Annotated in this window: 21 protein-coding genes and 2 pseudogenes; 11 read left to right on the forward strand and 12 right to left on the reverse strand. The window is 66.7% G+C overall.

The annotated features are described in order from the left end of the window. Nucleotides 1-121 precede the first annotated feature (121 nt). Nucleotides 122-343, forward strand: a complete 222-nt coding sequence (locus tag DK389_RS13835) for a hypothetical protein (protein ID WP_109890373.1) — start codon at nt 122-124, stop codon at nt 341-343. A 36-nt stretch (nt 344-379) separates the two neighbouring features. Here the strand turns inward: DK389_RS13835 and DK389_RS13840 are convergent, their stop codons facing one another. From DK389_RS13840 to DK389_RS13855, 4 genes are all read right to left on the reverse strand, one after another. After that, the gene (locus tag DK389_RS13840) at nt 380-610 is read right to left on the reverse strand and encodes a hypothetical protein (RefSeq protein ID WP_109890375.1); all 231 of its coding nucleotides are present in this window, start codon (nt 608-610) and stop codon (nt 380-382) included. 118 nt (nt 611-728) lie between these two features. After that, nucleotides 729-1076 (reverse strand): hypothetical protein, encoded by a 348-nt coding sequence (locus DK389_RS13845; protein ID WP_109890377.1) that lies wholly within the window; start codon nt 1074-1076, stop codon nt 729-731. A 549-nt stretch (nt 1077-1625) separates the two neighbouring features. Beyond that, a complete protein-coding gene (locus tag DK389_RS13850; RefSeq protein WP_109890379.1) occupies nt 1626-1841 on the reverse strand; it encodes a hypothetical protein in 216 nt (71 codons plus the stop codon). Between the two features lie 129 nt (nt 1842-1970). Further along, on the reverse strand, nt 1971-2603 hold the full coding sequence (locus tag DK389_RS13855) for a response regulator transcription factor (RefSeq protein WP_162560641.1): 633 nt from the start codon (nt 2601-2603) through the stop codon (nt 1971-1973). 400 nt (nt 2604-3003) lie between these two features. Here DK389_RS13855 and DK389_RS13860 point away from each other — a divergent pair, with 400 nt between their 5' ends. Continuing rightward, nucleotides 3004-3204 (forward strand): hypothetical protein, encoded by a 201-nt coding sequence (locus tag DK389_RS13860; protein ID WP_109890383.1) that lies wholly within the window; start codon nt 3004-3006, stop codon nt 3202-3204. Nucleotides 3205-3274: 70 nt separating this feature from the next. Here DK389_RS13860 and DK389_RS13865 read toward each other — a convergent pair whose 3' ends face one another. The 3 genes from DK389_RS13865 to DK389_RS13875 all read right to left on the reverse strand — a co-directional run bounded on the left by DK389_RS13865 (nt 3275) and on the right by DK389_RS13875 (nt 6495). Next, on the reverse strand, nt 3275-3574 hold the full coding sequence (locus DK389_RS13865; protein ID WP_109890385.1) for a hypothetical protein: 300 nt from the start codon (nt 3572-3574) through the stop codon (nt 3275-3277). 261 nt (nt 3575-3835) lie between these two features. Next, the gene (locus DK389_RS13870) at nt 3836-5254 is read right to left on the reverse strand and encodes a mannose-1-phosphate guanylyltransferase/mannose-6-phosphate isomerase (RefSeq protein WP_109890387.1); all 1419 of its coding nucleotides are present in this window, start codon (nt 5252-5254) and stop codon (nt 3836-3838) included. A gap of 245 nt (nt 5255-5499) precedes the next feature. Then, the gene (locus DK389_RS13875; protein WP_109890389.1) at nt 5500-6495 is read right to left on the reverse strand and encodes a glycosyltransferase family 2 protein; all 996 of its coding nucleotides are present in this window, start codon (nt 6493-6495) and stop codon (nt 5500-5502) included. Nucleotides 6496-7062: 567 nt separating this feature from the next. Between DK389_RS13875 and DK389_RS13880 the strand changes: the two genes are divergently transcribed. Continuing rightward, on the forward strand, nt 7063-7422 hold the full coding sequence (locus DK389_RS13880) for a hypothetical protein (RefSeq protein ID WP_109890391.1): 360 nt from the start codon (nt 7063-7065) through the stop codon (nt 7420-7422). Nucleotides 7423-8216: 794 nt separating this feature from the next. Here the strand turns inward: DK389_RS13880 and DK389_RS13890 are convergent. Beyond that, nucleotides 8217-9095, reverse strand: a complete 879-nt coding sequence (locus DK389_RS13890; RefSeq protein ID WP_162560642.1) for a glycosyltransferase family 2 protein — start codon at nt 9093-9095, stop codon at nt 8217-8219. A 913-nt stretch (nt 9096-10008) separates the two neighbouring features. Here DK389_RS13890 and DK389_RS13895 point away from each other — a divergent pair. The 8 genes and pseudogenes from DK389_RS13895 to DK389_RS13930 all read left to right on the forward strand — a co-directional run. After that, a complete protein-coding gene (locus DK389_RS13895) occupies nt 10009-11811 on the forward strand; it encodes a polysaccharide biosynthesis tyrosine autokinase (RefSeq protein ID WP_109890397.1) in 1803 nt (600 codons plus the stop codon). Next, nucleotides 11808-13142 carry a polysaccharide biosynthesis/export family protein gene (locus DK389_RS13900; protein WP_109890399.1) on the forward strand — a complete coding sequence of 445 codons (1335 nt, stop codon included), beginning with the start codon at nt 11808-11810 and terminating at the stop codon, nt 13140-13142. Before DK389_RS13895 ends, DK389_RS13900 begins: the two co-directional genes overlap by 4 nt. 428 nt (nt 13143-13570) lie before the next feature. After that, nucleotides 13571-14149: pseudogene (locus tag DK389_RS35615) on the forward strand (glycosyltransferase); the annotation flags it as partial. Between the two features lie 187 nt (nt 14150-14336). After that, nucleotides 14337-15161 carry a glycoside hydrolase family 16 protein gene (locus DK389_RS13910; RefSeq protein ID WP_109890401.1) on the forward strand — a complete coding sequence of 275 codons (825 nt, stop codon included), beginning with the start codon at nt 14337-14339 and terminating at the stop codon, nt 15159-15161. Between the two features lie 22 nt (nt 15162-15183). Continuing rightward, on the forward strand, nt 15184-16734 hold the full coding sequence (locus tag DK389_RS13915; RefSeq protein WP_162560643.1) for a lipopolysaccharide biosynthesis protein: 1551 nt from the start codon (nt 15184-15186) through the stop codon (nt 16732-16734). Then, nucleotides 16731-18194 (forward strand): hypothetical protein, encoded by a 1464-nt coding sequence (locus tag DK389_RS13920; RefSeq protein WP_109890405.1) that lies wholly within the window; start codon nt 16731-16733, stop codon nt 18192-18194. Before DK389_RS13915 ends, DK389_RS13920 begins: the two co-directional genes overlap by 4 nt. 293 nt (nt 18195-18487) lie before the next feature. After that, nucleotides 18488-19579: an acyltransferase family protein gene (locus DK389_RS13925; RefSeq protein WP_109890407.1), complete on the forward strand. Its 1092-nt coding sequence runs from the start codon at nt 18488-18490 to the stop codon at nt 19577-19579. A gap of 255 nt (nt 19580-19834) precedes the next feature. Beyond that, nucleotides 19835-20005 (forward strand): annotated as a pseudogene (locus DK389_RS13930) (IS481 family transposase); the annotation flags it as partial. A 76-nt stretch (nt 20006-20081) separates the two neighbouring features. Here DK389_RS13930 and DK389_RS13935 read toward each other — a convergent pair. The 4 genes from DK389_RS13935 to DK389_RS13950 all read right to left on the reverse strand — a co-directional run bounded on the left by DK389_RS13935 (nt 20082) and on the right by DK389_RS13950 (nt 25009). Beyond that, on the reverse strand, nt 20082-21416 hold the full coding sequence (locus DK389_RS13935) for an IS1182 family transposase (protein ID WP_109890409.1): 1335 nt from the start codon (nt 21414-21416) through the stop codon (nt 20082-20084). Nucleotides 21417-21572: 156 nt separating this feature from the next. Beyond that, on the reverse strand, nt 21573-22892 hold the full coding sequence (locus tag DK389_RS13940) for an IS701 family transposase (RefSeq protein ID WP_109890411.1): 1320 nt from the start codon (nt 22890-22892) through the stop codon (nt 21573-21575). Nucleotides 22893-22983: 91 nt separating this feature from the next. Continuing rightward, a complete protein-coding gene (locus DK389_RS13945; protein ID WP_109890413.1) occupies nt 22984-24129 on the reverse strand; it encodes a glycosyltransferase in 1146 nt (381 codons plus the stop codon). A gap of 178 nt (nt 24130-24307) precedes the next feature. Beyond that, complete coding sequence (locus DK389_RS13950; protein ID WP_109890415.1) at nt 24308-25009, reverse strand: sugar transferase; 702 nt, start codon at nt 25007-25009, stop codon at nt 24308-24310. Nucleotides 25010-25492 lie beyond the last annotated feature (483 nt).

A 25492-nucleotide genomic window follows, 5' to 3' on the forward strand; every position in this document is an offset into this window, starting at 1 on the left:
CGCGCCGCCGGCGACCGAGGCACGGAGCGGTACGGGACGCCGGCTTCGTCGGCGGCGGGAGCCGGATCGGTTTCCGGTGACGGGGCGTTCCTCTGGCTGCGACGCTTGATGGGGACCGACGATGCAGACGATCGTGGGAATCGCAGCCGACGAGGTCGAGGCCATGGCCGAGGCCGCGCGGGACGCGATCAACCTTCGCCTGAGCCTGCTCCCAGAAGACGGCGGAGCCGGCTTCTGGACGGCGGTCTCGAAATATTACGGCGGCGGCTTCGCCGAGATTGCCGCGGGTCTCTGCCCGCCGGTCTCACGGGGCACCGGGGCGGCGGACGAGGGCGTCGTTTGAAGCCTCACCCCCGGAGCCGCCGGCCGGCCGCCCATGTCAGGCGGCGCGCAGGCGCGGCGCTGGATTCAGGCTCCGCTCGAGGAGGATCAGCCCGGCCTCGACCATGCGGTGCTTCTCGGCCTCGGTGAGTTCGGCGAACATGTCATCGACCGCCTCGAACCAGTCGCGGCGGCTGGGCGAGGCGCTCTGCGACAGCAGGAACAGCAGGACGTCGAGGATCCGCTCGTGGGTCGGGCGGAGGTGGTGCAGGTCGGTGGTCGGCGGCATCGTCGGTCCAGAAGCGTGGCCTTAACGGTGTGTTAATCCTCTCGCTCTGGCAAGCGGTACGGCGCAGCTTCCCTAACGCCGTACCGACAATCCACGGTGCTTCACAGGCCCGTGCCGGTCAGCAGCCGACGCAGATGCCCGCGTCGAGGCTGCGATCGAGGCGGGTGCGGCCGGTTCGGATGCCTCCGGTGTGATGGGGTCCCGACGGCCCGAAGCCGTGGCCGCGGCGCAGGATGACCGGCGCCGCGTAGCTCGCGCCGGGCCGGAACTGCACGTTGCGCTGCAGATCCATGCGCAGGGCGCTGGCGTCCGATTGCTGCTGCTGTTGCAGGGAGCGGATCTGGGCCTGCCCTGCGAGGGCGTCGTTGATGCTGTTGAGGTTCGAGCTCGGCAATCCCTGGGCGTGGGCGGGCAGGGACGTCGCGAGGGCGAGAAGGGCGAGGAGGCTGGGGATCGACGCGCGCATGGCAGGCCTCATTCATCGACGGATCGGTGATCCGTGTGACGACGCTGCGGTGGACCCGCTGGTTCCCGAGCCCGGCACGGTGCGGACGGGACACGCGGTCGAGCCTCGTTCAGTTGACCGCGAAGAAATCTGGGACAGGTGTCGCCCTAGGGCATAATTAGTACGCAAGTGTAGGTTTTCGAACTCGACAATACTGATAGCCTGCTTCAGGAACCAGAAAGCATCGGGCAAACACAGATGCCGCTCGACACGTCTTGTCCGATGATGATCCGCCTGGCGGCCCTCTTGCAGGATGAGCACCTCCTAAGGGGGATCCCAGGCGCGACGACCTGTTTTTCGCGATCTCGGCGCTGCTTGCCGAAGCCCTGCAGACCGGAGCCGACGACAGGACCCTGAAGGCGATCCGGGCCGCGCTCGCGATCGCCGACCTGAGCTTCCTGCCCCGGAGTGCGGCCGAGTGCGGGACGGCCTGATCCGGCACGTGGGCGAGCCGGCGCCGGCACGCTCAGGATGTTCGTCAGACGGCGCCCGTCGATCGGATCGTCGCGCTCATCGGCGTGCGGAGATCGACTCGGGCGAGCGCCGGCCGCAGGTGCGCCGGCCGGTCTGGTCGCAGAGTTCGCTGGGCGTGTCCCGTCCGTCCGCCGCCCAGGCCGCGCGCTCTTCCTCCGGCTCCTCCGAGCCGATCAGAGCCGAGGCCTGGCGGGTGACGTCGAAGACGATCTTGCTGCCGCCGAGGGCGTCGGTCACTTCGTGGACCAGCATCTGCGCGTTCCTCCGGGGGCCGGCTGCCGCCTCGTCCGCGACTTCACCGGTTCTGTAGGCATGACGGCGCCCGGAAAGAATCGTTCCGGCCGCGGGTTGGGATTTCGCCCCGGGACCCGCGCGCCCTGATCAGGGAAGGTTGATCAGTTGCTGCCGGCGCGAGATGCCGAGCTTGCGGAAGATCGTGTGGATGTGAACCTTCACCGTGTTCTCGGCGACGTGCATCCGGCGCGCGATGTCGCGGTTGCTGCGGCCCGCGCGCAGGTGCCCGAGCACGTCGGCCTGCCGGGCCGTCAGGCCGCTCTCCCGGCGGTGTTGCGGGGCTTGCGCGGGTGCGCTGGCCGCGCCTGTGGGAAGCGCGCTGAGGGAGGCGGGAACGAAGACGCGGCCCGCGCAGACGCTCGCGACCGCCTCCGCGAAGGCGCCCGGCTCCAGGCTGGTCGGGATGAAGCCGGAGGCGCCCGCCTCCAGGCAGGCCAGCACGTCGCCGCGCGCGTCGGACTTGGCGAGGGCCACCACGCGCAGACCCGCGAAGACCAGGCGAAGGTCGAGCAGGGCGGCCGCCCGGCCGGCGGCCGTGTCCCCGAAATCGATGAAGGCGAAGGCGATGTCCGGCCGCTCGGTGAGCGCGCGCCGCGCCTCGGCGAGGCCACGGCTCTCGATCACCGCAGTGGCGATGCCCGCCGCGCGCACGCGATCGGCCACCGATGACCGCGCGTCGCCCGCTTTGGCGACGAGCACGACGCGCTGAGGATTCGACATGGGCGGTACCATTCGTTCCTCGCACGCCCGACGCCTTGCGAGACCCGCACAGGCTCTCACGTGGGTCGCGGCCGCGAAACGGCAGAAGGTGGGAGCACCGGCCCGACGATGGTCTGAGACGTTGGCCCCGGCCGCGCGGCCGCGGCTTCGCTGTCGGACGGTCCGGCGGTGGAAAGCTGATTTCCAGGGGCGAGGCTCCGCATCGCTGGATCGCCTGCGGCGACAAGCTTATCTCCACCGAGCGTGAAGATCTCATCAATATCGAGGCCGGTCTCGTGGCGGAAAGATCTGTGCTTGCCAGCTTCGGGTCCGGGGTCATGAGCCCAGGATCGGTCCGGGAGGTCCTGCGCTGACCGGCCAGGACTCGGCGCTGCTGCGAAAAAACGCGTTCCGCTTCGGGTTGATTCAGTGCGCGACCGGGGCGGACGGACTCGAATGCCTCGTCTGGGAACTCACCGTCGATGGGGCGATCATCGAGATCGAGCCGCAGGCCGTCGCGCCGAACCTGTTCCGCCTGCAATCGCCCGCCCTCGCCCTCGACGAGACCTGCCGGGTGACCCACCGCGAGGGCCGCAAGCTCACCGTTCGGTTCGCCGGCTGAGATCGTCGCTCGGGAGAGAGGGCACGGTTGCGCGAGGTACCGGGCCCGGCTTCCGAACCCGAGCCGAAGCTCAGTTCTGGTTGCGCCGGATCTCGGCCGGGGTCTGGTCCTCGCGGATCGTCTTGCCCGCGCCGCGCATCCGGCGGACATGCAGGATGATCGTCTTGCACGCCAGCGTCACGAAGTAGCCGGCCTGCAAGGCGATTGCGCACCAGAGCAGGAGCATCGGCGTCAGGGGGCCGCCGAGGAGGTAGCTCGCCAAGCCGCAGATCGCGATCAGCCCGACCGTGGTGACCGCAATGCCGACGACCGTGAGCCAGAGGCCACAGAGCGCACCGAAGATTGCGAACAGCGACGCGACCAGCATCATGCACCACCCACCAACCTCGAACGGGATGCAGCGCTCACGTCCAGGTTTCACCAAGATCGACATCGACGGTGTGGAGCAGCCGAGACGGCCCGTCACCACGTCGGTCGGACCCTCAAGTCCACGGGATTCGTGTCGATTTTGGGCTTTTTTCGTTATCAGGTGGCTTTGGTTAGCGAAAGCTGAATTTTCCGGCGTCTTCGCCGCCGCGAGCGGAGATCCGCGGCGCCTGCGCAATCATCCGGGGGGACGGAGCGCCCCGCGTCAGCGTCCGTACACGTCCTCGACGCGGATGATGTCGTCCTCGCCGGTGTAGGACCCGACCTGGACCTCGATCAGCTCCAGCGGGATCTTGCCCGGGTTCGACAGGCGGTGCATCGAGCCGATCGGCAGGTAGATCGCCTCGTTCTCGTGGACCAGCACGACCCGCTCGTTCAGCGTCACCTCGGCCGTGCCCTTCACCACCACCCAATGCTCCGCCCGGTGATAGTGCTTCTGCAGGGAGAGGCGCCCGCCCGGCGTCACCATGATCCGCTTCACCTGGAAGCGCTCGCCGATGTCGATGCGCTGGTACCAGCCCCAGGGCCGGTACATCCGCCGGTGCGCGTCCGCCTCCGGATAGGCCTTCGCGCGCAGCCGCTCCACCAGCGTCTTCACCTCGCCCGAGCGCGCCTTGGAACTGACCAGAACCGCGTCGGGCGTCGAGACCACCACGACGTCCTCGAGCCCCACCACCGCGGTGACCTGCTCGCCCTCGCTGTGGACCAAGCTGCCGCGGGTCTCGATCAGCTCGACGCGGCCGCGCACCGCGTTCCCGCTCTCGTCCTGCGCCAGCACGCTCCAGACCGCGTCCCAGGTGCCGACATCCGACCACGCGAAGGAGACCGGCAGCACGCCCGCGTGGCGCGTCCGCTCCATCACCGCGTAGTCGATCGAGGTCTTGGGGGCCTGCGCGAAGGCGTCCGCGTCGAGGCGCACGAAGTCGAGGTCCCGCGCCGCGTTCTCCAGGGCGGCCCGGGCGGCCGAGAGCACGGCGGGCGCGTGCGCCTCCAGCTCGTCGAGCATCACGTCGGCGCGGAACAGGAAGTAGCCCGAGTTCCAGACCGCGCCCTCCGCGATCAGGCGCTCGGCGCCGGCCCGGTCCGGCTTCTCGACGAAGCGGGCGATCTTGTAGGTGCCGGGGCTCGCGGGGAGCGGCTCGCCCGGGTGGATGTAGCCGTAGGCGGTCGCCGGCTGCGTCGGCTCGATGCCGAGCGTCATGATGTGGCCGGCGCGCGCGCCGACCGCGGCGGCCTCGACGGCGGCGACGAACGCCCGGGTGTCCCCGATGACGTGGTCGGCGGCCAGGATCAGGACGACGGCCTGCGGGTCGGTGCGGGCGGCATGGAGCGCCGCGACGGCGACCGCGGCGGCGGAGTCGCGCCGCTCGGGCTCGAGCAGGATGTCGGCGGGGATGCGGGCCTCGGCGAGCTGCTCGGCGACGATGAAGCGGGCCTCCGTGTGGGTGAGCACGCTGAGGCGGCCGAACGTGGTCTCGTCGGTGACCCGCCGGGCGGTGTCCTGGAAGGTGGAGGAATGCTCGCTGACGAGGCGCGAGAACTGCTTGGGCATGCTCTCGCGGGAGGCCGGCCACAGCCGCGTGCCCGAGCCGCCGCACAGGATCACTGGTACGACGAGAGACATCACTTCTCCATCCATTCCACTCTCCGTTTACGTGCGCGACGGAGCCAAGCTCATCCGGGAGTGGCAAGGATGGTGCCGAACTGGTCGCGCCGGCGCGTTCAATGTGTCTGGTGATCGCCAGTCGCGATGGCAATACGCAAAAGTGTTCGCACCGTCGATCGGTCGCAGGACATCCAGCCGCCGCGAAGGCATGCGCCCGGCCGATGGGCTGGCAGGACTTGGCAAATGTTTTCTGGGATCGCGGTTCAGCTGCCGAGGCTGAGGATGCGCGCGGGCTCGAGCCGCCCCCGCAACAGGTCGAGAGCGGCCAGGAGGTTGCCGCGGAGACGGCCCACCCGGTCGACATACGGTTCGGGCCACGCACAGCGGGCCACGTTCATCGCGATATTGCGCGACATCTGGTGGAGGGCCTTGCCCCAGGAACAGCTGCCCTTCCGGACGAGATAAAGCGGATTCGCGATCTGCGAGTAGCCGAAGCGCAGGCCCGATTGACGGCCGAGCTTCACACCGAGATGAACACCACGGGTGCTGCTCGCGTGCACGATGGCGCCGTGCGGAGCGATCTGCCGGCTGAAATCGACGTCCTCGAGCCAGGCGTAAGATCCGAGCGACTCGTCGAACCGCAGCCGATGCTGGCGAACGGGAGCGAGGCGCACGCTCATGTTGCACCCGTAACCGTTATAGACCGGCCTGAGCCCGGCAGGATGCGCGCCGGCGCCCAAGTCCGCGGCGATCGCCGCCCGCGCCTCGTCGAAACTCAGTCCCGGGCCGATGATGCCGTCACGAATCACGTGGCCGGTCGTCATCACGATGTCCGGGTGAGCGAGGAGCAGCGCCTCGACCTCGCGCAGGTAGTCGGCGCAGGGGACGAAGTCGTCGTCGAAGAAGACGACCGCGTCGCAATCGTCGAGGCCGTCGAGGATCGCGTTGCGCTGCAAGGTCAGGCCGCGCGGTCCACTCACCACCGTCACGCCTTCGCATTCGATGACGGGCCCGGCATCCTCGCGCGTCGGGGTGCATACGACGATCCGGTCGGGTGCGCGATCCTGCTTCCGGATCTCCGCGATCGTCCTCGCCAGGATGCCAGGTCTTCCGGCCGTGGCGATGCCCACGGCGAGCCGCAGGCGCGCGGCCTGAGTGGCAGGAGGACATTCACGACGCGGTGCCGGCGCGAATGTCGCCTCCTCATCCGCCACCGGGCTCGTTCGGGAGAGGGAGGTGCCGAGGTTGCCGGCCGCCATCGGTGATCACCTCATCAGGACAAAGCTGCCAAGAAGCACAGACGACCCTGTGCGCGGGAATGTTGCGGCGCGTTCGCGAGGGCTTTCCTGCTGCACTGCGGCATTCTGCCAAACTGAGCCGTGGACGACAGGCTCTGTACGTCTTCTACCGTGACGCGGATCCAAGCTAACAACCAACGGATGTGCTGCTGAACATCATGCGATCGAACAGGCGAGCGAGATCTATGCAATCGAGGCGTGTTGATCGCTCCACACGAACTCGCGTGAAGAAGACATCAACGCAGCGTTGCCGCGATGGCCGACCGGGAGCCCGTCACCGAACGTACCCAGGCAGGAGGGCCGGGTCTCGGATCTGGACCGGCCAAGCCTCCATGCCCCAATGTGGCTTGGTTGGGGTGAGCCGCTCGGCTAAATGGCACCCGGGTTGTCCGTCAGATCGACCCGCGGAAGCACGCTGTGGGACTGTTCTTGAGAGTTGCTTCGTGCGTCCTTGCCGCAGTTTGATACGTGCGGTGCTTTGCTTTCTAGATCTGGCTGACAAGCAAGTTGAGGTGCAGAGAGATCGCCATGTCGACCGCGAAAAGCTTGGCGCAATGTCTCGAACAGCTGGCCTGCCGCCACAGGTCAGCGACGGGTGAAGACACCATCACCAGCCACGCGATCGCCCAGGCGGCCGTCCTGGTCACCCTGTTGCACGACGAGAACGAGCGTTTGCGGTTGCAGGCCGCCCAGATCGCCGGCGTGAACACACGCCTGAGCTTGTCCGGCCACAGCGACCCCTTCGACGCGCTGGTCTCCGAGTATGAGGCGCTCCAAGGCCGCCTTCTCGCCACGGAGCGTGAGAGGGACATGGCGCGTGCCGAGCGGGACGCGCTGCGTGATCGTACGATCCAACTGCCGAAGCAGATCGCGCGCGCGGCGGGCTGAGGCACCCCGCGCCGGCACGCGTGCTTGCCCGTCCTGCTAGCGCGCTCCGCCGACGCGCGCCAATTCCGCCGGCTGCGGACGCCGCGGAGGTTGCGGCGGGTGCTTGATCGTTGCGCCGGGCCGGGATGCGAGGCCGACCGCTCTCGCGCCGGAATCAGGAAGTGCCTCGCTCGCGCTGGCCTGCGTCTGCAGGGGGAGGCGGGCGGTTTGCGTCCCTCCGGGTGCGCCCGGGGGCCCGGGTGGCCCGGCCGGTCCGGGTGGCCCCGCGGGTCCGGCCGGCCGGGAGGGCCTTGCAGCCCAGCCTGGACGGAGGCAGGCCGCCCCGCGCCCGCTGCTGCGCCGGATGGTCCCTGCTGGCCGCAATTGCTCACCACTGCCTCGTAGGTCCGCCCCTCGATCTCGACTGAGACGATGCAGCGGGCCGGGTGGTAGACCGCCTCGAACTGGAACTTGCCCACTTCGTCCGACTCCGTGGGGAACCGCCCCTCCAGCAGCACCGGCGTTCGCGGGTGATCGGAGGTTCCGACGACATAGAGACGCCCGGCCGTGATGCTGGCGATCAAGATGTCCGTATCCGCCTTCCCAGGGCCGCCGAAAGCCAGCGGGAGGGCGAGCCCGAGAAGCCGGGCGAGACGGTTCCATCCGAGAGTTGGCATCTGGTCCCCGGGCTCGTGGAAGCGCCTCGGCAAGGAAGGCGGCCGGCGCGTACTGCCTTGTGCGCCTTGATCCCGGCGCCGCCGAGATCCGCTTCGGTCACGGTCTGTCTGCCGGCTTTGCGGCCAAGGCGGGGCAGCCTACTCGATCTGCAATACCCGAAGCGGATCGATCCGGCCCCGAATGAAATCCCGCGCGGCGAGGATGTTGCCCTTCAGCCGCCCGCGCCGGTCGATGTACGGTTCAGGCCGCGTTGACCGGAGCGTATTCATCAGCACGTTCCGGGCAACAATGTTCAGGACATGCCCGAGCCGCATCGTCCGCTTCCGGGCAAGGTAGATCGGGTTGATCACCTGCGAGTACCCGAAGCGCACGCCGGAGGTCCGGCCGTGCTTCACCCCGAGATGGACGCCGGAGACCGCGCTCGTCTCGACGATGCGCCCGAACCTGCTCAAGCGGCAGGAGAAATCGACATCCTCCTGCCAACCGTAGAGGGGCAGGTTCTCGTCGAAGCGGACTGAGCGGCTGTGTTCCAAGCGGATCGCCATGTTGCAGCCGTAGGCGGAGGCCCGATCCGCGATGCGGGGTGGGGCGCCGGTGTCCATCCGATGTCCCGACAGGATCGCATCCGCCTCGCCGACTGAGAGCCCAGGCCCGATGATGCCGTCCTTGAGGATCGTCCCGTTGAACAGGGCCACGTCGGCATGCCGGGTTGCGAGTTCCTCCAAGCGAGCGAGGTAGGACGGATGGAGGAGGAAATCGTCGTCGATGATCAGCAGGATCCCGCTCTCGCTCGCGAGCGTGTCGAGGATCGCGTTGCGCTGCGAGCACGAGCCCTTGCGGTACTTCATGTGCGTGATCGGTAGGCCGAAGGCCGCTTCGTCGACGGCATACTCCTCGTTGTCGGGCGTGCAGACGAGCACGCGGTCGGCCGGCCGGGTCTGTCCCGCGATTCGCTGAAGCGCAGCTTCGATGATCGTGCTGCGGCCGGTGCTCGCGATTCCGACAAACATCTTCATGGTCATACAGTCTCCGGTAGGAGGCGGCGCTCGTCAGAGGTGCGGCCGAGTTCTGCGCGACCCCGGTGTGCCGGGGTGACGAGCGTTTCCGGGGCGGGTCGACGGCGCTCGAATGCGCGCGGAGAGGTAAGAAGCGCGCGACGCGCTGATGCGATCAGGATCGGACGCGATCCGGCTCTCGTGCAAGTTGTGAAGCCGCAAATCGTGGGGGCAGGGCGCGATCTCCTCGGCCGATCTAGCAGGCACAGTCTTTGTTGCGCCGCATCAAAGCGTCCTTCGATCCTCAGGGCGCGCGGATCCTGCGTTCGGCAACGCACACACGCAACTACAAATATTGGTTCTCGGTGTCCGTCGAGCGCGGCATTTTAACTCGCGTGGGCAGCGTATTTCCTGCTCAAACTGCGGTCCTCGCTGCTCTTCCGCGTATTAATTGCGTCGAATTGCGTCTGGAGCCGGCACATTTACGCGTATTGCATATTTTATAGGCAGTTCTATAAAAAAGACTGGCTAAATGCGGACGGGGCCACTTTGGTTCCACGAGAATTCAAATTTTTTTGTTTCCTTTTGTGGTCACGGTGCAGTGCGCATGTTGCTTTGCGGAATGGGTTGTGGTCCTTTCCGTAACGTCTTATTCCAAAGCGGCTCCCGCTAGTGTCGTCGGCGATCGCCGGCTCCGTTCCGCGGTCATCGGCCGCCGATGCGCAGGTATGTCGGAGGCTCGCCAAGCCGGAGACGTCGTCGTGCCGTGCTGCGGAACAGGTGTGCGCTCACCGTCCACGCCGCTCGATCTCGCCCGGGCGCGTGGGAGGCGGCATCCGAGAGGGATTCTAGCACAACCTATACAGAGAAAGGCGCGTGACCCGCGCAGGGCGGAGCGGATGGATGAGCGATCCGCCATAGATTGGGAGATAGGATGTACAACCCAGTTCTCCGACCGGGTGTCCCTACGTCGTTCACCGATCAGGAGAAGGCGGAGGCCATCAGCATCCGCGACGTCGTTCGCTTCGTGCGCGAGTCTTTCGCGACCATCCTCGTCGCCGCACTCGTGTGCGCCGCGCTGGGCGCCGTGTTCTGTGCAGTGGTCAAACCGCGCTACACCGCGAATGCGCAGATCCTGATCGAGCCCGCGCGGACGCCAGCCCTGCTCCAGGAGCCCAGCCGCGCCTCTGCGACGCTGGAGACGGAGACGGGGCGCATCGAGAGCCAGATCCAGGTGATCAAGTCGGCGCAGATCGCCCGCGAGGTGATCCGCCAGCACAATCTCCTTGATGATCCGGAGTTCAAGCTGCCCGAGCCCAGGCCGTCGCTGCTGACGAGGCTTCTCGGGTCATTCCAGGATGAGGCGCCGCAGGAACCCTCAGACGTCGAGGCCGCCCGGCTGACACATGCGGTCGACGCCTTCAACAGCCGGCTGACCGTGCGCCGCATCGGCCAGTCCTTCGTGGCCGAAGTCCAGTTCTCCGCGGAGGAGGCCTCCAAGGCTAGCACGATCACCAACGCGATCCTTGACGCCTACATCAAGGCCGATGTCGCGGCCAAGGCTGACAGCGCTCGGCGCGGCAGCGCATGGCTGACGGAGCGGCTCAACGAACTGCGCGACCAGGTGGCCGAGTCCCGCGGTGCGCTAGAGCGGTTCAAGGCCTCGAGCGACGTTCAGAGCGCCAGCGACCGCACCGTGAAGCTCGCCCAGCTCGAGAGCGTGACGCAGACGCAGAGCAGGCTCTACGACGCCTTCTTGCAGCGCTCGCTCGAGACCGTTCAGAACATCACCTATCCGGTGCCCGATGCGCGCATCATCGCCTCCTCGGTAAAGCCGCAGGCCAAGAGCTTCCCCAAGACCACCCTTGTCATCGCCTTCACGGGCCTCGTCGGTGCTGCGCTAGGCACCGGCATCGCGATGGCCCGGAACGGCGCGGATCGGCGTATCCGCTCGGTGAAAGCGGCCGCAACGGCCGCGAATTGCAGCGTGCTCGGCATGATCGCTACCATCCCGAAGGACAGGCTCGTGCTCCGCGGGGAAGCGGCTCGCAAAGGAGCCGCCGCGCGGGCGGCCAGCGCGCTGCCCGTTCTGCGAACTGTCTGGGCACGCGGGCTCGGCCGAAGGGCCGACAGCGACTTCCGAGCGCTCAAGGTCGCATTCAGCGCCGCACAGCTCGCCCAGCCGATCAAGCGGCTCGGCATTACCTCTCCGGGCCGCGGTGAGGGGAAGACCACCGTCGCGGCAAATCTCGCTACGGTCCTGGCGAACCCTGAGAGCCGCGTGCTGCTCGTCGACCTATGCAGTGACGACCGCACCCTCAGCCGCACCCTCACATCCGACCGCACGATCGGCCTGATCGATTACCTCGCCGATCCCCAGGCGCTGCCTAAGGTCGTGGTCCGCCATCCGAAGGTCGAGGGGCTGTTCGTCCTGCCGCTCGGCTCCGCGCCGATACAGGGCTCTCCCGCTGAGATCCTCGCGGCCGCCCGCCACCGGCCGAATCTCGAGGCGCTGGGTCAGGTCTTCGACATCGTGATCTTCGACATGCCCGACATCGACCATGCGCCCGAAGCCCTGGTCCTGGCCTCTCTTCTCGACGCCATCGTCGTCGTCGCTGAGTTCCGGGGCACCTCCATGGACGCTCTCGCCGACACCGTCGCGAGCCTTCGCGGCAGCCGGGCGGAGGTTCTGGGCCTCGTCGTCAACAAGGTTCCCTCCCGGGAGATGAACGCGTGACGCATCCGCGACCCTCGCTTCGCCGAGCCGCTCGCCCGCCGGCCTTCCTGGCTCTCCTGGCCGCCCTACTGCTCGCCGTGCAGGCGGGGCCCGCGGCGGCCGTCGACGAGGGTTACCGGCTCGGCCCGCAAGACCGGCTGCGCATCAAGATCGTCGAGTGGCGGCCCGGCGCGGGGCAGGCCGTGGAGTGGGAGGCGCTGTCGGACTTCTACAGCGTGAATGCCTCCGGACGGCTCTCGATGCCGATGCTCGGCGAGTTCGTCGCTGGCGGCAAGACGACGGCGACGCTGGCGGATGCCATCGGCGCCGAGATGCAGAAGCGGGTCGGCATGCCGACCCGCCCAGAGGTCTCGGTCGAGATCGATACCTACCGCCCATTCTACATCCTCGGGTCCGTGACGAAGCCGGGCGACTACGCCTTCCGGCCGGGCATCACACCCCTTCAGGCCGTCGGCATCGCCGGTGGGTTCTATCGGCCCACGGATGCGGGGCTCCTGCGGATCGAACGCGACCGCATCACGGCTCAGGGCCTGATCGAGCAGAACAAACTGGAACTCCTGCGCGGCCGGGTGCGCGAGGCGCGCCTGCAGGGCGAGACGGCCAATCGAGTGGAGGTCAAGCTCCCGCCGGACCTCGGCGGCCGCGATCTCGGCTCCCTGGTGGCCGACGAGGAGGCGATCGCTCGCAGCCGGATCGATGCCTTCAACGCGCAGATGCGCTCAAGCGAGAGCCTGAAGGCACTCCTCGACGAGCAGATCAAGACCCTCGACGCCAAGATCGCCTCGCAGGCCAAGCAGGTCGATATCAGCCGACGCGAGCTGCAATCCTACTCCGCCCTCACCAGCCAGGGGCTCGCCATCACCTCGCGGCAGTTCAGCCTGGAGCGGACCGTGGCCGAGGCGGAGGGCCGCAAGATCGACTACGAGATGGCGGCGCTCACCGCGCGACAGGATCGCCGCAAGGCCGAGCAGGCCCAGATGACGATCCAGGGCGAGCGGCAGACGAAGCTCGCGGCGGAGCTCAGCGATACCCGGGCGGGCATCGAGCTGGCCCGCGCCAAGGTCGCCGCGCAGGAGGGGCTGGTCCGGGAGGCGACTGTGACGGCCCCGGCCCTCGTGCTCGCCCGCGACCAAGCCTCCGAGAAGCGCAAGCCGATCTTCGTCCTGACGCGCCGCGACCCCGCCACGGAGACCGCCTCGACCACGGTCGTCACCGAGGCGACCACGCTGGAGCCCGGCGATGTCCTGCGCGTGGAAGTTCCGCTTCCCCAGGCCGGGGAGATGGAGGAACGAACCGTCCGGGCATCGGATCGACGGTCCTCCGCCGAGTGACGGGGCGTCTCGGAGATCGACGAACGATGAAGACGTTGCCGACCGACTCGGGAGACCGGCATGCGATCCGGGTCTTCGTGCACCTCGCCTACGGCTTCGAGGCTCGCGCTTGGGAGCGGGCGTGGCGCGAGGGCCGCCTGATCGGGTTCAACACCCGGACGCCCTACGGCTACCATCTGGCGGAGGGCGCCGGCTGTCGCGTGGCTTTCTCCCAGGACCGGCCGGAGGGTCGCCTCCGGCGCCTCGTGCGCCTGGGCGTGCGCGCCCTTCTTGGCTTCGACCTCGTCCATGCCTGGCGCAACCGGCGTGCGGCCGCCGAGGCCGACGTCATCTGGACGCACACCGAATCGCAATTCCTGGCCTTCGCCCTGATCCGCGCGCTATCCCGGGAAGTGCGGCGACCGAAGCTCCTCGGCCAGGCCGTCTGGATGATCGACCGCTGGGATCGTTACGGGCCCGTCCGCCGGGCCCTCTTCCGCGTCCTCCTGCGCCATGTCGACGTGCTCACGGTCCTCTCGCCCCTCAATCTCGAGCGCGCCCGCGCCCTCTTCCCGTCGACGCGCTGCGATCTCGTGCTGTTCGGCATTCCCACCGACGAGCGGATCTCCGCGCGGCCTCCGGCGCGGTCGGAGCGCCTCCAGGTCGTGGCGGTCGGTAACGACGAGCACCGGGACTGGGACACGCTGCTTGAGGCTCTTGGCGGCTGCGAGGCCTGCGACCTGCGCATCGTCACGACGGCCCTGCGGCCCGAGCGGGCGGCCGCTTTCCCCAACGTGCGGATCGGCCGGGTCACCCGGAACGATGAGTTGCGCGCCGTCTACCGGGCGGCGGACCTGATGGTGGTGCCGCTCAAGCCGAACCTGCACGCCTCGGGCATCACCGTGATCCAGGAGGCCGCTCTCTCGGGCCTGCCGATCGTCGCCTCCGACGTCGGTGGCCTGCGGGCCTATTTCACCGATGCGGCCATCCGCTACGTCCCGGCCGGGGCGGCTCCGGCGCTGCGCCAGGCCGTCCTAGATCTGGCCGCCGATCCCGGCGCGCAACAGCGCCTGACGCAAGCGGCCGCGGCCCGGATGGGCCCCAACGGCCTCGGCGCGGAGAGCTATGTCCACCGCCACATCGAGCTGTCGCTCGATCTCCTCGCCCCCGCGACAGCCGAGACCACGCCGTCGCCCGCCCCTGAAAGGAGGAGAGATGTTCGCTCGCCTGATTGCCCTCCTGCTCCTCTGCGCCGCCGCGAGCCCGTCCCGGGCCGGCGACAACACGCTGCAATTGTGCCGTTTCACGCGGACCTACAGCGAGGATTTCAACAGCCTCAGCGTCTCGCCCTGGAACGCGGAGAAGGCGCGCTGGATCGCCCACACGCCCTGGAACGGGGATTTCGGCGACGCCCGCTTTCTCGATCCGGGGGAGAACGGGCCGTTCTTCGTAAAGGACGGCATGCTGACGATCGAGGCGCGCAAGCATCCCGGCGACAAGTGGACCTCAGGACTCCTCGCCTCGGCCGATCCCACCACCGCCGGCTTCTCGCAGACCTACGGCTACTTCGAAGCGCGCATGAAATTGCCGCCCGGGCCGGGCGTCTGGCCCGCCTTCTGGCTGGCCGCGAGCGCCCGCAAGGACGACCAGACCCCGGCCGTAGAGATCGACGTGATCGAGTATTACGGTCAGTTTCCCGACGCCTTCCACTCCGTCGTCCATGTTTGGGGCAAGGGCGACAAGCCCGGCCACCAAGAGACGGACAGGTTGACGAAGGTGCCGAGCGGCTCCCTCACCGCGAACTTTCACACCTACGGGGCTGAGGTGACGCGGGAGGCGATCGTGTTCTACCTCGACCGGCGCGAGGTCAGCCGCGTCCCGACCCCGCCCGAGCACGACAAGCCGCTGATGCTGCTCGTCAACCTCGCTCTCGGTGCCGGCTGGCCGATCGACCGCACGCCGAACCCCTCCCATCTCCTCGTCGACTATGTCCGCGCCTACGCGCCGAAGGACGCGGCCGATCCGGCCTGCCGCGACTGAGGCGCTGAGCCAAGGAGGTTCGATGTCAGGAAGCTTCGCCAGGAACTCACTGCTCGGCGTGGTCGCGGGCCTCGCGACGGCGCTCAGCAATTTCGGCAGCAGCGTCATCCTCGCCCGCATCCTCGGCGTCGAGGGCTTCGGCACGGTCATGTTCGCTCTGTGGATCGTGGTGCTGGGGGCCGCCATTGCGGATCTCGGCTCCGCGACCTCGCTCTCACGCTACCTGCCCGAGCTGCAGGGACGCCGCGAGGATGCGCTCGTCGAACAGCTGGCGAGCCGCCTGTTCCGGACCTTCGCCCTGGCCGTCATCCTGATCTGCGCGTGCCTGGCGAGCTTCGGAATCTGGCGATGGCACCAAGCCGGCGCTCCGCTTCTGCATCTCGATGCAGTCCGGCCGCGAGAGAACCTCCTGTTCTGGCTCGCCGCGGCGACAGCCCTCGCGCTCCAGGCGCTCTCGCTGTTCCATTACGGCTACCTGCGCGGGCTCCAGAGGTTTGGGGACGTCGCCAAGCTTACCTTGATCTGTCTCGCGATCCAGCTCGCCGCCGTGGCGGCGGGCAGCCTCGCCTACGGTCCGCTTGGGGCACTCGCCGGATATTGCGCCGGCTTCCTTCTCCCCGCCCTAAAACCCTTTCGCCATCTTCGCGGATCGAAGCCGCTGCCGCCTGAACTCGCGCGCCGGGTTCGCCGCTACGCGCTGTTTGCCTGGGCCGGTAATCTCGCCACGGTGCTGCTCTACTCACGCATCGAGATCTTCTTCCTCGAGCGGAGCTGGGGCACGGAGGCGGTCGGCCTGTTCGCTGTCGGCGTCACCCTCGCCAACATCGCGGCGCAGGGACCTATGCTTCTGACGAGCGGGTTCCTTCCACATTTTTCCGCGAGCTACGGACGGGGCGACCGCGACAGCATCCAGCGGCTCTACGCCTCCGGCACGCGGGTCATGTCGTTCCTGGTTCTCCCCGCTTGCTGCGGGCTCGCGGCGATCCTGCCCTCGGTAATCCCGCTCGTCTACGGCGCCCAGTTCGACGGCGCGATCACCGCCTCGATGATCCTCGCACTCAGCTCGGCGAGCGGTGTCATCTACGTCGGCAATCAGCTCACGCTGGGCTGTGACCGCAGCGATCTCGGCTTCGCGAGCACGCTCGCTGGTGCCGTCCTTCTTGTTGCCGGCTGCGCGGTCGTCGTTCCCTCCTACGGCATTATGGGAGCCGCCCTCGTGCGGGTCGCGGTGCAGCTCTTCCTCGTCGGCGCTAGCCTGTGGCTCATTCGGAGCCGCCTCGGCTATCGGGCGCCGATCGGGGATATGCTGCGGATCCTGATCGCGGCGACGATCTGCGGCGCGAGCGCCGCGGCCGTGACCCACTGGATCCCCGGACCCGTCAGCCTTTTGGGGGCGATCCCGGCGGGAATCGTGACCTACTGCGTCGCCGTGCGGCTGCTCAACGCGATGCCGGCGGACGACATCAAGCGCCTGCGCGACCTTCTGCAACGGCTCCCGAACCTCGTGGTGACCCCCTTCGACCGTGCCCTCGCTCTCCTGTCGCGCCACTCCGCCCGCGGAGCTGCTTCATGAGCCTCGAACCGATCGGTCTCGCCGTACTCTTGGCAGGATTTGTCTGCCTCCTCGCGGGACCAGCCTTCTCGGTTTACGCACTGCTCGTAGCGGCGCTGCTCCAGTCCGCCGCGGCGATCGTGCTTACGAGCCTTGGCGGCGCAAGCATCCAGCCTGCCCACTTGCTGCTTCTGTTCTTTCTCGTGGGCATGCTGCGCTACGCGACGACATTCCGCGGCATGATCGAGGCAGCGCGCCCGCCCAATCCCGGCTTCTGGCTCGTGGTGCTGCTGATCTACGCCCTAATCTCGGCAGCCTTCCTGCCGCGCCTGTTCGAGGGCATGACCTACGCCTTCGGCAACAGCCGCGAGGGCGGCGGCACGGATACGCCGCTGCTGCCGCTCGCGCCGAACTCGGGCAACATCACGCAACCAGTTTATTTTGCCGGTAACGTCGTCTGCTTCCTCGTGGTCGCCGCCTATGCCCGCGGGGCGCGGCGGGCCAACGCCGTCGCCAACGCGGTGCTGTTCTGCTGCGGCGCGAACCTCATCTTTGCCGCTCTCGACCAGCTCACGGCCTTGACCAACACGACTGAACTTATGCAACCGCTGCGAAACGCGAGCTACCGAATGCTCGACGAGGGTCAGGTGATGGGCCTCAAGCGCCTCGTCGGATCCTTCCCCGAGGCGTCTGCCTATGCCTCCACCACCCTCGGCCTTTTCGGGTTTAGCTTCAGCTTGTGGCTGCGTCATCACCGTAGCCGACTGTCGGGGCTCCTCGCGACGTCCTTGCTTGTCAGCCTGATGCTCTCAACCTCAAGCACGGCGTATGCCGGCACAATCATCTATCTCACCCTGGTTTATGTTGGATGTTTGCTCCGGATGGGACAGGGAAGTGCGACCTTGAACATGTCGCGCTTCGTATTCGTGGCACCGCTCGCCGCTGTTTTTCTCTTCATCCTGCTGCAATTCAGCGACGCTGCGTGGCGGACGGTATCGGAGGTTCTTGATTCGTTTCTGTTCAACAAACTCGCCTCAGCCTCGGGCGTCGAGCGCGCGCGCTGGAACCAGCAGGCTATCGTCAACTTCATCGACACCTACGGCCTCGGAACAGGGCTCGGCAGCGTGAAGTCGTCAAGCTTCCTCACATCCGCCCTCGGAAATGTCGGCCTTGTGGGCTTGATTGCGTTTACGGCCTTTTTTGCCGCGATGCTGCGTCGAGCAGGCTCCGGACAGATCGACCCTCGCATCGCACCCTTGCGCGAAGCAGCCGCATCGGGCTGCATAGCTCTGCTCGTCGCGGCCGCGCTATCGGGTGGGTCGATCGATCTTGGCCTTCAGTTCTGCGCGCTCGGGGGCCTCGCTTGCGCTGATCCGGGAACGCAGGCGCTGACGCTCGTTCCCAACCGGGCCAGGATGGAATCTCTTGGCATCATCGATTCTCGGGGGCGGGCGCCAACGGGGGGAACCTCCTGTGCCTGAGAGCCGCCGTCCAGAAGCAGGGGCCGAAGCTTGCCGGGCTTCGCGAATTCGACAACGTCCGCACTATTCCGTGACGTTACCACCAGTCTCGACGCTTATGCGAACAGTAGAGAACCGTGATAGTGGCGCCATGATAAGGTTAGCTAACGATCACAACTCTATTTCCGCAGCAAATGAAATGTGTAATACGCGATCATTGATCTAATATTATTTCGATAATATTCAACAGATTGCAGAAATCATACAAATTATAGAAGTTATCGCGCGGATATTATTTCTGGAGCTCGGTTGCATTGACTGATTACTCATCGTCGTTCGGTAGGCCCGACCTAGTCGACCGGCCGCCTCCTCTCGACCCAGAGGGCCGCAGCACCGCGCGAGTAGACGAGAGCACGCAGTCTCTCGCGGGGTCGGACCGACTTGCGTGGCCCGACATTGCTCGCGGCATCGGCATCATTCTAGTCGTCCTCGGTCACTCTATCGGCGGGATGATGACCAGTGGTCAGGTCGATCGGTCGGGCCTGCTCGCGCGGGTGTTCCTGTTCATCTATACGTTTCACATGCCGCTGTTCTTCGTGCTCAGTGGCATGTTTATGCCAGGACGGCTCGCCCGACCCACGCGCGAGCTGGTCGGTGGCATGCTGACGCGGATTGCCTATCCGTACTTCTTTTGGGGCCTGCTCCAGACGGCTGCCATCATGACGATGGCCCGCTTCGTGAACACGCCGGTCCCGCCGGATCCGTCCCTATTCCTACGGGTGCTCTGGGAGCCGCCGTCGCAGTTCTGGTTCCTTTACTCTCTTGCCTTGTTCCAGATCGCGGCCATGATATTCGGGCGCTACGCCTCGCTCAGCCTCATGGTGTGGCTCGCCCTCGCAGTGCGCATCATCCCTGAGTTCGTCGAACTGCCTAAGGCCCTGGATTTCTCGGCCCGCTATTGGATTTTTTACGCGGCTGCAGCCGCCCTTGCCTCCGCCCTAAGGAGTGGTCTCGTCACGCGGTGGATCAGCGGAACTCGCTTCGCCGGGCTCGTCGTCGCCTGGGCCGCGGCGGCCTACGCCGTCACGTACTGGGGGGGCGGCTATCTCTCTGTTTGGGATCTGCCGGCCGCTACCCTTGGAACGCTCCTGGTGCTCAGCATTTCTCAGGCGGCGCGGCTACCCTTTCAAGATGTCCTGGCCGAACTCGGCCGCCGCTCGATGCCGATCTTCGTCACGCACGTCCTGATCGTTGCCGGCACCCGCATTGCCTTCACTCTGATTCTAGGCGTTCACAATCCGCTGCCGATCCTGCTCGCCGCGACGATCGCGGGACTGGGGTTGCCCTATCTCTTCTACGACTGGGCGGAGCGCCGCGGCCTAGCGTCCATTCTGGCACTTCGCTGACGCGGGTCTGGAGCGCAGAGACAGCGATCGCCGCGGATTGTATAGGAGTCAGAGCGGGGCAAAGTGCCCGGGCTGCACTGCAGGAACCTTCGGGTGGCGCGGCGCAGCCGGTCGGCAAGTGCTACAGGCGAGAAGGCGTGTTCGCCTTCGGATCTAGATGTTTGATCCCAGGGTTTGATGGTGCAGTTTTCTCACGAGTGTGGAAGGACGCGCTATGGGCCAGGTTCAGCACGGGAGCGCCACGACGACAGCGGCAGTCAGCTTCGGCAACACCTCGCCGACTTCGTGGCCGCCTACAACTTCGCCCGCCGCCTCAAGACCCTACGCGGCCTCACGCCCTACGAAGCTATCTGCAATGCCTGGACGGAGGAGCCCTCTAGGTTCACCCAGAACCCGCACCACCAAATCCCGGGACCGAACATCTAGGAGCCTGTCCGAGTAACGGGGTTTGAAGCCGGGGGAGAGGGGGCGAGACCGGAGCCGATGAGGGCGGACAGCGGGCTCAACGGTCGGCCTGTGCCAGCTTCAGGAGGTTATGGGCCGTGCAGATCATCGCCCACTCGCCCCGGACCTGCTCAAGCCCTCTCATCAGGAACGGTCGGAAGCCTCGGGCCTGCTTGATCTGCCCGAACACCGGCTCAACCACCTGCTTCCTGAGGCGATAGCGACTGCGGCGGCCAGCCCGTTTTAGGCGGGCGGCCATCGCGCTCATCAACGGCATCTTGGTCAGCCTCCGGCGGCCGGCCGCATCCGCCTCGCCGTGTCGCGCCCGGCCCGGAGCGAGGTAGCCCGTAATGCCCCGCTCCCTGAGCGCGACGAGGTTCGCCTCGTTGGCAAACCCGGCATCGCCCGAGACCTCCCGCGGCTTGCGCCTGAGATGAGCGCGGACCCCGTCTACAAGCGGCACGAGGGCGCGGTAGTCGGCCGAGTTGGTCACGAGGCGGTGCGCGACGATCACCTGATGCGCGGCGTCGACCGCGATCTGACCGTTGTAGCCCTGCACGAAGCCGTCGCGCGTGGGCAGGATCCGGCTGTCCGGGTCGGTGAAGTTGCGCTGCGCCCGGTCGGGCGGACTGCCGTCGTCACCGCGCAGTGGCCGACCCTGCCAGCGCATGCCCGACGAGGCACCCGGCCCGTTCTCGTCCTCCGGATCGGGCGGATCTGCGGCCTCCGCTTCCAGCGCGGCCTTGGCGGCGCGGATGGCTTCCAGCCGTCGCTGCTTGTCGGCCATCCAGTCCGGCGTTTCGTCGCCCCGACGGCCGGCACCATGAGCCTGATCCTCCGCCGCGTCAGCCTCGCGCGCTCGCTCCAGCCAAGCGTCCACCTCGGCCGCCAGGGCCGGCTCGGCCGTCTTCATCCGCCCGTAGCTCATCGCTTTGTGGCGTGAGGCGTTTGCCTTCAGCTTGGTGCCATCCACCGCCACGTGAGCGAACTCGACGAGACCGGCCGCCCGACACAGGCGCAGCACCTGCACGAACAGGTCCGACAGGGCCACGAGGTGGCGCTTGCGGAACTCGGCGATGGTTCGGAAGTCGGGCCGGTTCAGGCCGGTCACCGCCATGACATCGACCCGCTCCTCGCAGGCGCGGGCGAGCTGGCGCGAGGAGTACAGGCCTCGGCTGTAGCCGTAGAGCAGGAGCGCCACCATCATGCCCGGATGGTAGGGCGGGTAGCCGCGCTCCTCGGTGTAGGTGTCGAGAATGGCCGAGAGGTCGAGCGCCTCGCGCACCGTGTCGCGCACGAAGTGCGCCCTGTGCCCGGGTGGCACGAACTCGTGCAGCGAGGGCGGCAGCAGCCAGCCCTGATCGACGTCCCAGGAGCGAAACACCTTGGCCATGAGCCGAGTGAATCATCCCGCGGCCTCGTCGTCGAGACACTTACTCGGACGGGCTCCTAGTACTACTGTGTCACAAACGGAGAATAGCAGCAGGGACATCGCTGAAGCGATTGCAACAGGGCGCGCGTCAGTCCCAGGCGCAAGGTCGTAATGGAGTCAGGCACGTGACGCTCGGGCCGGATCGGGGGCGCCGCGGGGTCTGTAATCGGCGGGTAGGACAGGTGTTTGGAGCCTGACGAACTCGGATGCCGAGGGGGGAATCCGGCCCCGCTCAGAGACCAGAAACCCGTAAGCAGCGATGCACAAGCTGGCGTGATGATGGAAGCCGCGCCAGCCCCGGCCCTCGTAGTGACCCAATCCGATCTCCTGCTTCAGCTCTTGATAGTCCCGCTCAATGCGCCAGCGCAGTTTGGTCTGGCTGACGAGCTCGGTCAGGGGCGTCTCGGGTGGCAGGCTCGAGAGCCAGTACTTGGTGGGCGCGGCCTCGCCCTGCGGCCACTCGATCAGGACCCATTCCTCGGGACGGGGCTCGTGTCGCAGCTCATCGCGATGAGCCGGACGCACCCGCTCTGCCGCAAAGCGCGACACCAACAGCCCGTTCGTGCCGGCACGCCATGTGACACACTGCCAAGCTTCCTCTGGCAGAGACCGGGCCAGCTTCTCAGCCGAGAGCGGCTTGTGATCGGGGCTGCGCCGCACCCGGGTCGGCGGCCGGCCGCGCCCGCTCCAGGGTTTGGGTGGCAGCGGTGTCGTTCCGGGTGACCACAGGCTGGTCGAAGACTGAATGCCGAGACTGTAGGGCAAGCCCAACTCCGTCAGGGCCGTGCGGAAGGCTGTGTCGATCCCGTATCCGGCATCCGCCAGCACGAGACCGGGCGGCAGCTTGTCGGCGTGAGCGGCACGGATCTGATCCAGCGCGATCTGCGGCTTGGTCTGGAAGCGGATCGCCGCGGGCACGCCAGCCTTCCTGCGCCGCTCGGGATCCAGGGCCCAGGCTTCCGGCAGGTAGAGGCGATAGGCGACCGGCAGGCTGGCCTGGGCATTAGCCAGCGAGAGCGTCACGGCCACTTGGCAATTGTCCTGCTTGCCGACCTGTCCGCAATACTGCCGCCCCACCCCGACCGAGTGTCGGCCCTTCTTGGGGAAGCTCGTGTCATCGACGATCCAGGCTTGGATTGGGCCTTGGCTCTCGATCATCGGCAGAACAGCGGCACGGACCCGGGCCAGCAAAGCAGTGTCTGACCATTCGCCCTTGGCCACAAAGTGGTGCAGGGACTGATGGGTGGCCTGAACACGCGCTGGCGCGATCCGCGCTGCCATGGGCTCGATGCTCTTGCGCGCGCCCGGCAGGAGGAGACCGGTGCAGTAAGCCTTCAGCGGCGCCACCCGATCCGCATGGCCAAGGGCGTCCGAGAGCGTGTCGACATAGGCCGCAAAGCGCGGCGGGTCGGCCAGCGGGGTGTTCCAGGGATCCATGTCGCGCTCCCGCACGAGGTCGGATCACCACTCATACACCGCAATCTTGTGACACAGTAGTACTAGGCGAAAGCCTGTCGCCGACGCAGAGCTAAGGGAATAGGGGCCCCCCCGACCCACGTGCCGCTTCGGCGCCCAGGGATATACCGGCGCCGGCGCAAGCCATCGCGATCGCCGCCGACATCTGCTCCTCGAATCGGGTCCCGTTGAAGCGCTGGGCGTGCGCGACGATGGCGGCCGGGTCGAGAGCGAGCCGGTCGAGCCGATCGACGGCGTCGATCAGCGCCTCGACGCTCTGCGTCTCGAAGAAAACGCCGGTACGACCATCGACCACCGTCTCCGTGGCTCCGCCGCGGCCGTAGGCAACGACCGGGCGGCCACTCGCCATCGCCTCGACCGGCACGATCCCGAAATCTTCCTCACCCGGGAAGATCAGGCCGCGGCAGCGCGCGTAATGGTGTTGGAGCTGGTCGAAAGGCTGCGAGCCGAGCACGCGCACAGTCGGGCCGGCCAGGGCCTTGAGCTCGCCCAGCATCTCCCCGCCACCGATGACCACGAGCGGGCGGCGCATGGCGTTGAAGGCCGCGACCGCTATGTCCGGCCGCTTGTAGCGGACGAGTTCGCCCACCATCAGGTGGTAGTCGCCGCGCTCCGCTTCCGGGACGGGCGCAAAATCTTCCACCGCGACGGGCGGGTGGATGATGCTGGCCTCGCGCCGGTAGTAGCGGCGGATCCGCGAGGCGACGGTGCTCGAATTGGCGACGAAATGATCGACCCGCGCGGCGGAGCTCTCGTCCCACGTCCGCAGGTAGTGGGTAACGAGCGGCATCGCGAACCGGGCCAGCCGTCCGGCCGAGCCCCGGTAATCGTGGTACATGTTCCAGATGTACCGCATGGGCGAGTGGCAGTAGCAGACATGCACCGCGCCCTCCGGCGGGACGATGCCCTTGGCGGGTCCGGACTCGCTCGAAAGGATGAGATCGTAGCCGCGCAGGTCGAGCTGCTCCAGCGCCAGCGGCATCAGGGGCAGGTAGGACTTGTACAGCCGGCTCGCCCGCGGCAGCTTCGCGATGAAGGAGGTCCGGATGCGGTGCGAGCGGATCCCGTCCGACATCGCCTCCGGAACGACGACGTGGGTGAAGATGTCCGCGTCCGGGTACATCCGCGCCAGCGCCTCGACGACCTTCTCGCCGCCGCGCATGCCGACGAGCCAGTAATGGACGATCGCGACTCTCATAATATGACCTCTGAGAATTTGACGCGTGAGTGCCGGCATGTCGCTGACGGCGCAGGGACGATGCGTCGCAGGCCCGTTCGCGAATGAGGGCTGCGGGAGTGGCCGGATTTAAAGCGCTGCGAACCGCCTGCTCGGAGGCGTCCTGAGCGCATCTCAGTATCTGGCCAGATGCGGCCCGTCAGTACGAGCCCCGCGTGAAGAACACGGCCGGGATCGTCCGCAGGATGATGACCATGTCTTTCCCGAAAGACTGAGACTCGACGTAGGTCCGGTCGAGGCATACGCGCTCGGCATAGGACGTGTCGGATCGCCCGCTCACCTGCCAAGCACCGGTGAGGCCGGGGCGCACGGCGAAGTAGGCGGCGGCGTCGGGGCCGTACTTCTCAACTTCGGCCTCCACGATCGGCCGCGGGCCCACCACGCTCATCTCACCGCGCAGGATGTTGAAGAGCTGCGGCAGCTCGTCGAGGCTCGTTTTGCGCAGGATCGCGCCGACCGGCGTGATTCGCGGATCGTTCCGCAGCTTCTGCGTCTGCTCCCACTCTGCGAGTGCCGTCGGGTTCCTGTTCAGGTAGTCCTGCAACGCTTGATGGCTGTCCTCGCGCATGGTTCGGAACTTGAGGCAGCCGAAGCTGGTCTGACCGCGCCCGAGCCGCCGGTGGCGGTAGAGGGCCGGTCCGCCATCGTAGGCCCGCACGAGAATCGCGATGAGGATGAAGAGCGGGAGGAGGAGGAGGAGCGCCGTGAGAGCGGCCGTGACGTCGAAGCTGCGTTTGAGGCTCGCGCCGAGCCGTCGATTCTGGGACGTGAACCACACCCGCTGCTCGGCTTCGGTGGTTCGGTATTTCGTGCTGGCCACAAGCTGTGGGAGCAAAGCCATACAGGTCTCCTAGTTCAGAAAACCCCCTTGTTTAACTTTTCGTTAAAATCCCATGACGCGCTGCAACATTCAAGGTCGATTTTAAAGCGGGGTCGACCTAATGCTGTGCAGAATGCACAAAAAATGCTCAAATTTGCGGAAAACAAGTAAATTTATCTAAGAATCCCAGACTTGATTTAAGGGCAACTTTTTTGCACGGCAAAAAAGCGGAGGTGGCGCGAGAGATTTGCTCGGCAGCATCGAGCGACCACAGCAATTTCATAAATAAGACAAGCTGTTGCAATGGGATACAAGCATCTAATCAAAACAAAAAACGAAGATCGAGACAGATTAATTTGAAATATCTCTTCAGCGTAGCACTGCAAATAGCTTAGACCATCGGTTCAATGCACGCCCTGGAAAGTATGTCCAGTTTCAAGCAGCCTCGTGTGCTGCAGGTCATTGGCCGCCCGGTTCCGAACCGGTCTGTGAACGAAGCTACAA

The sequence above is a fragment of the Methylobacterium durans genome, from assembly GCF_003173715.1.
Taxonomy (GTDB): domain Bacteria; phylum Pseudomonadota; class Alphaproteobacteria; order Rhizobiales; family Beijerinckiaceae; genus Methylobacterium; species Methylobacterium durans.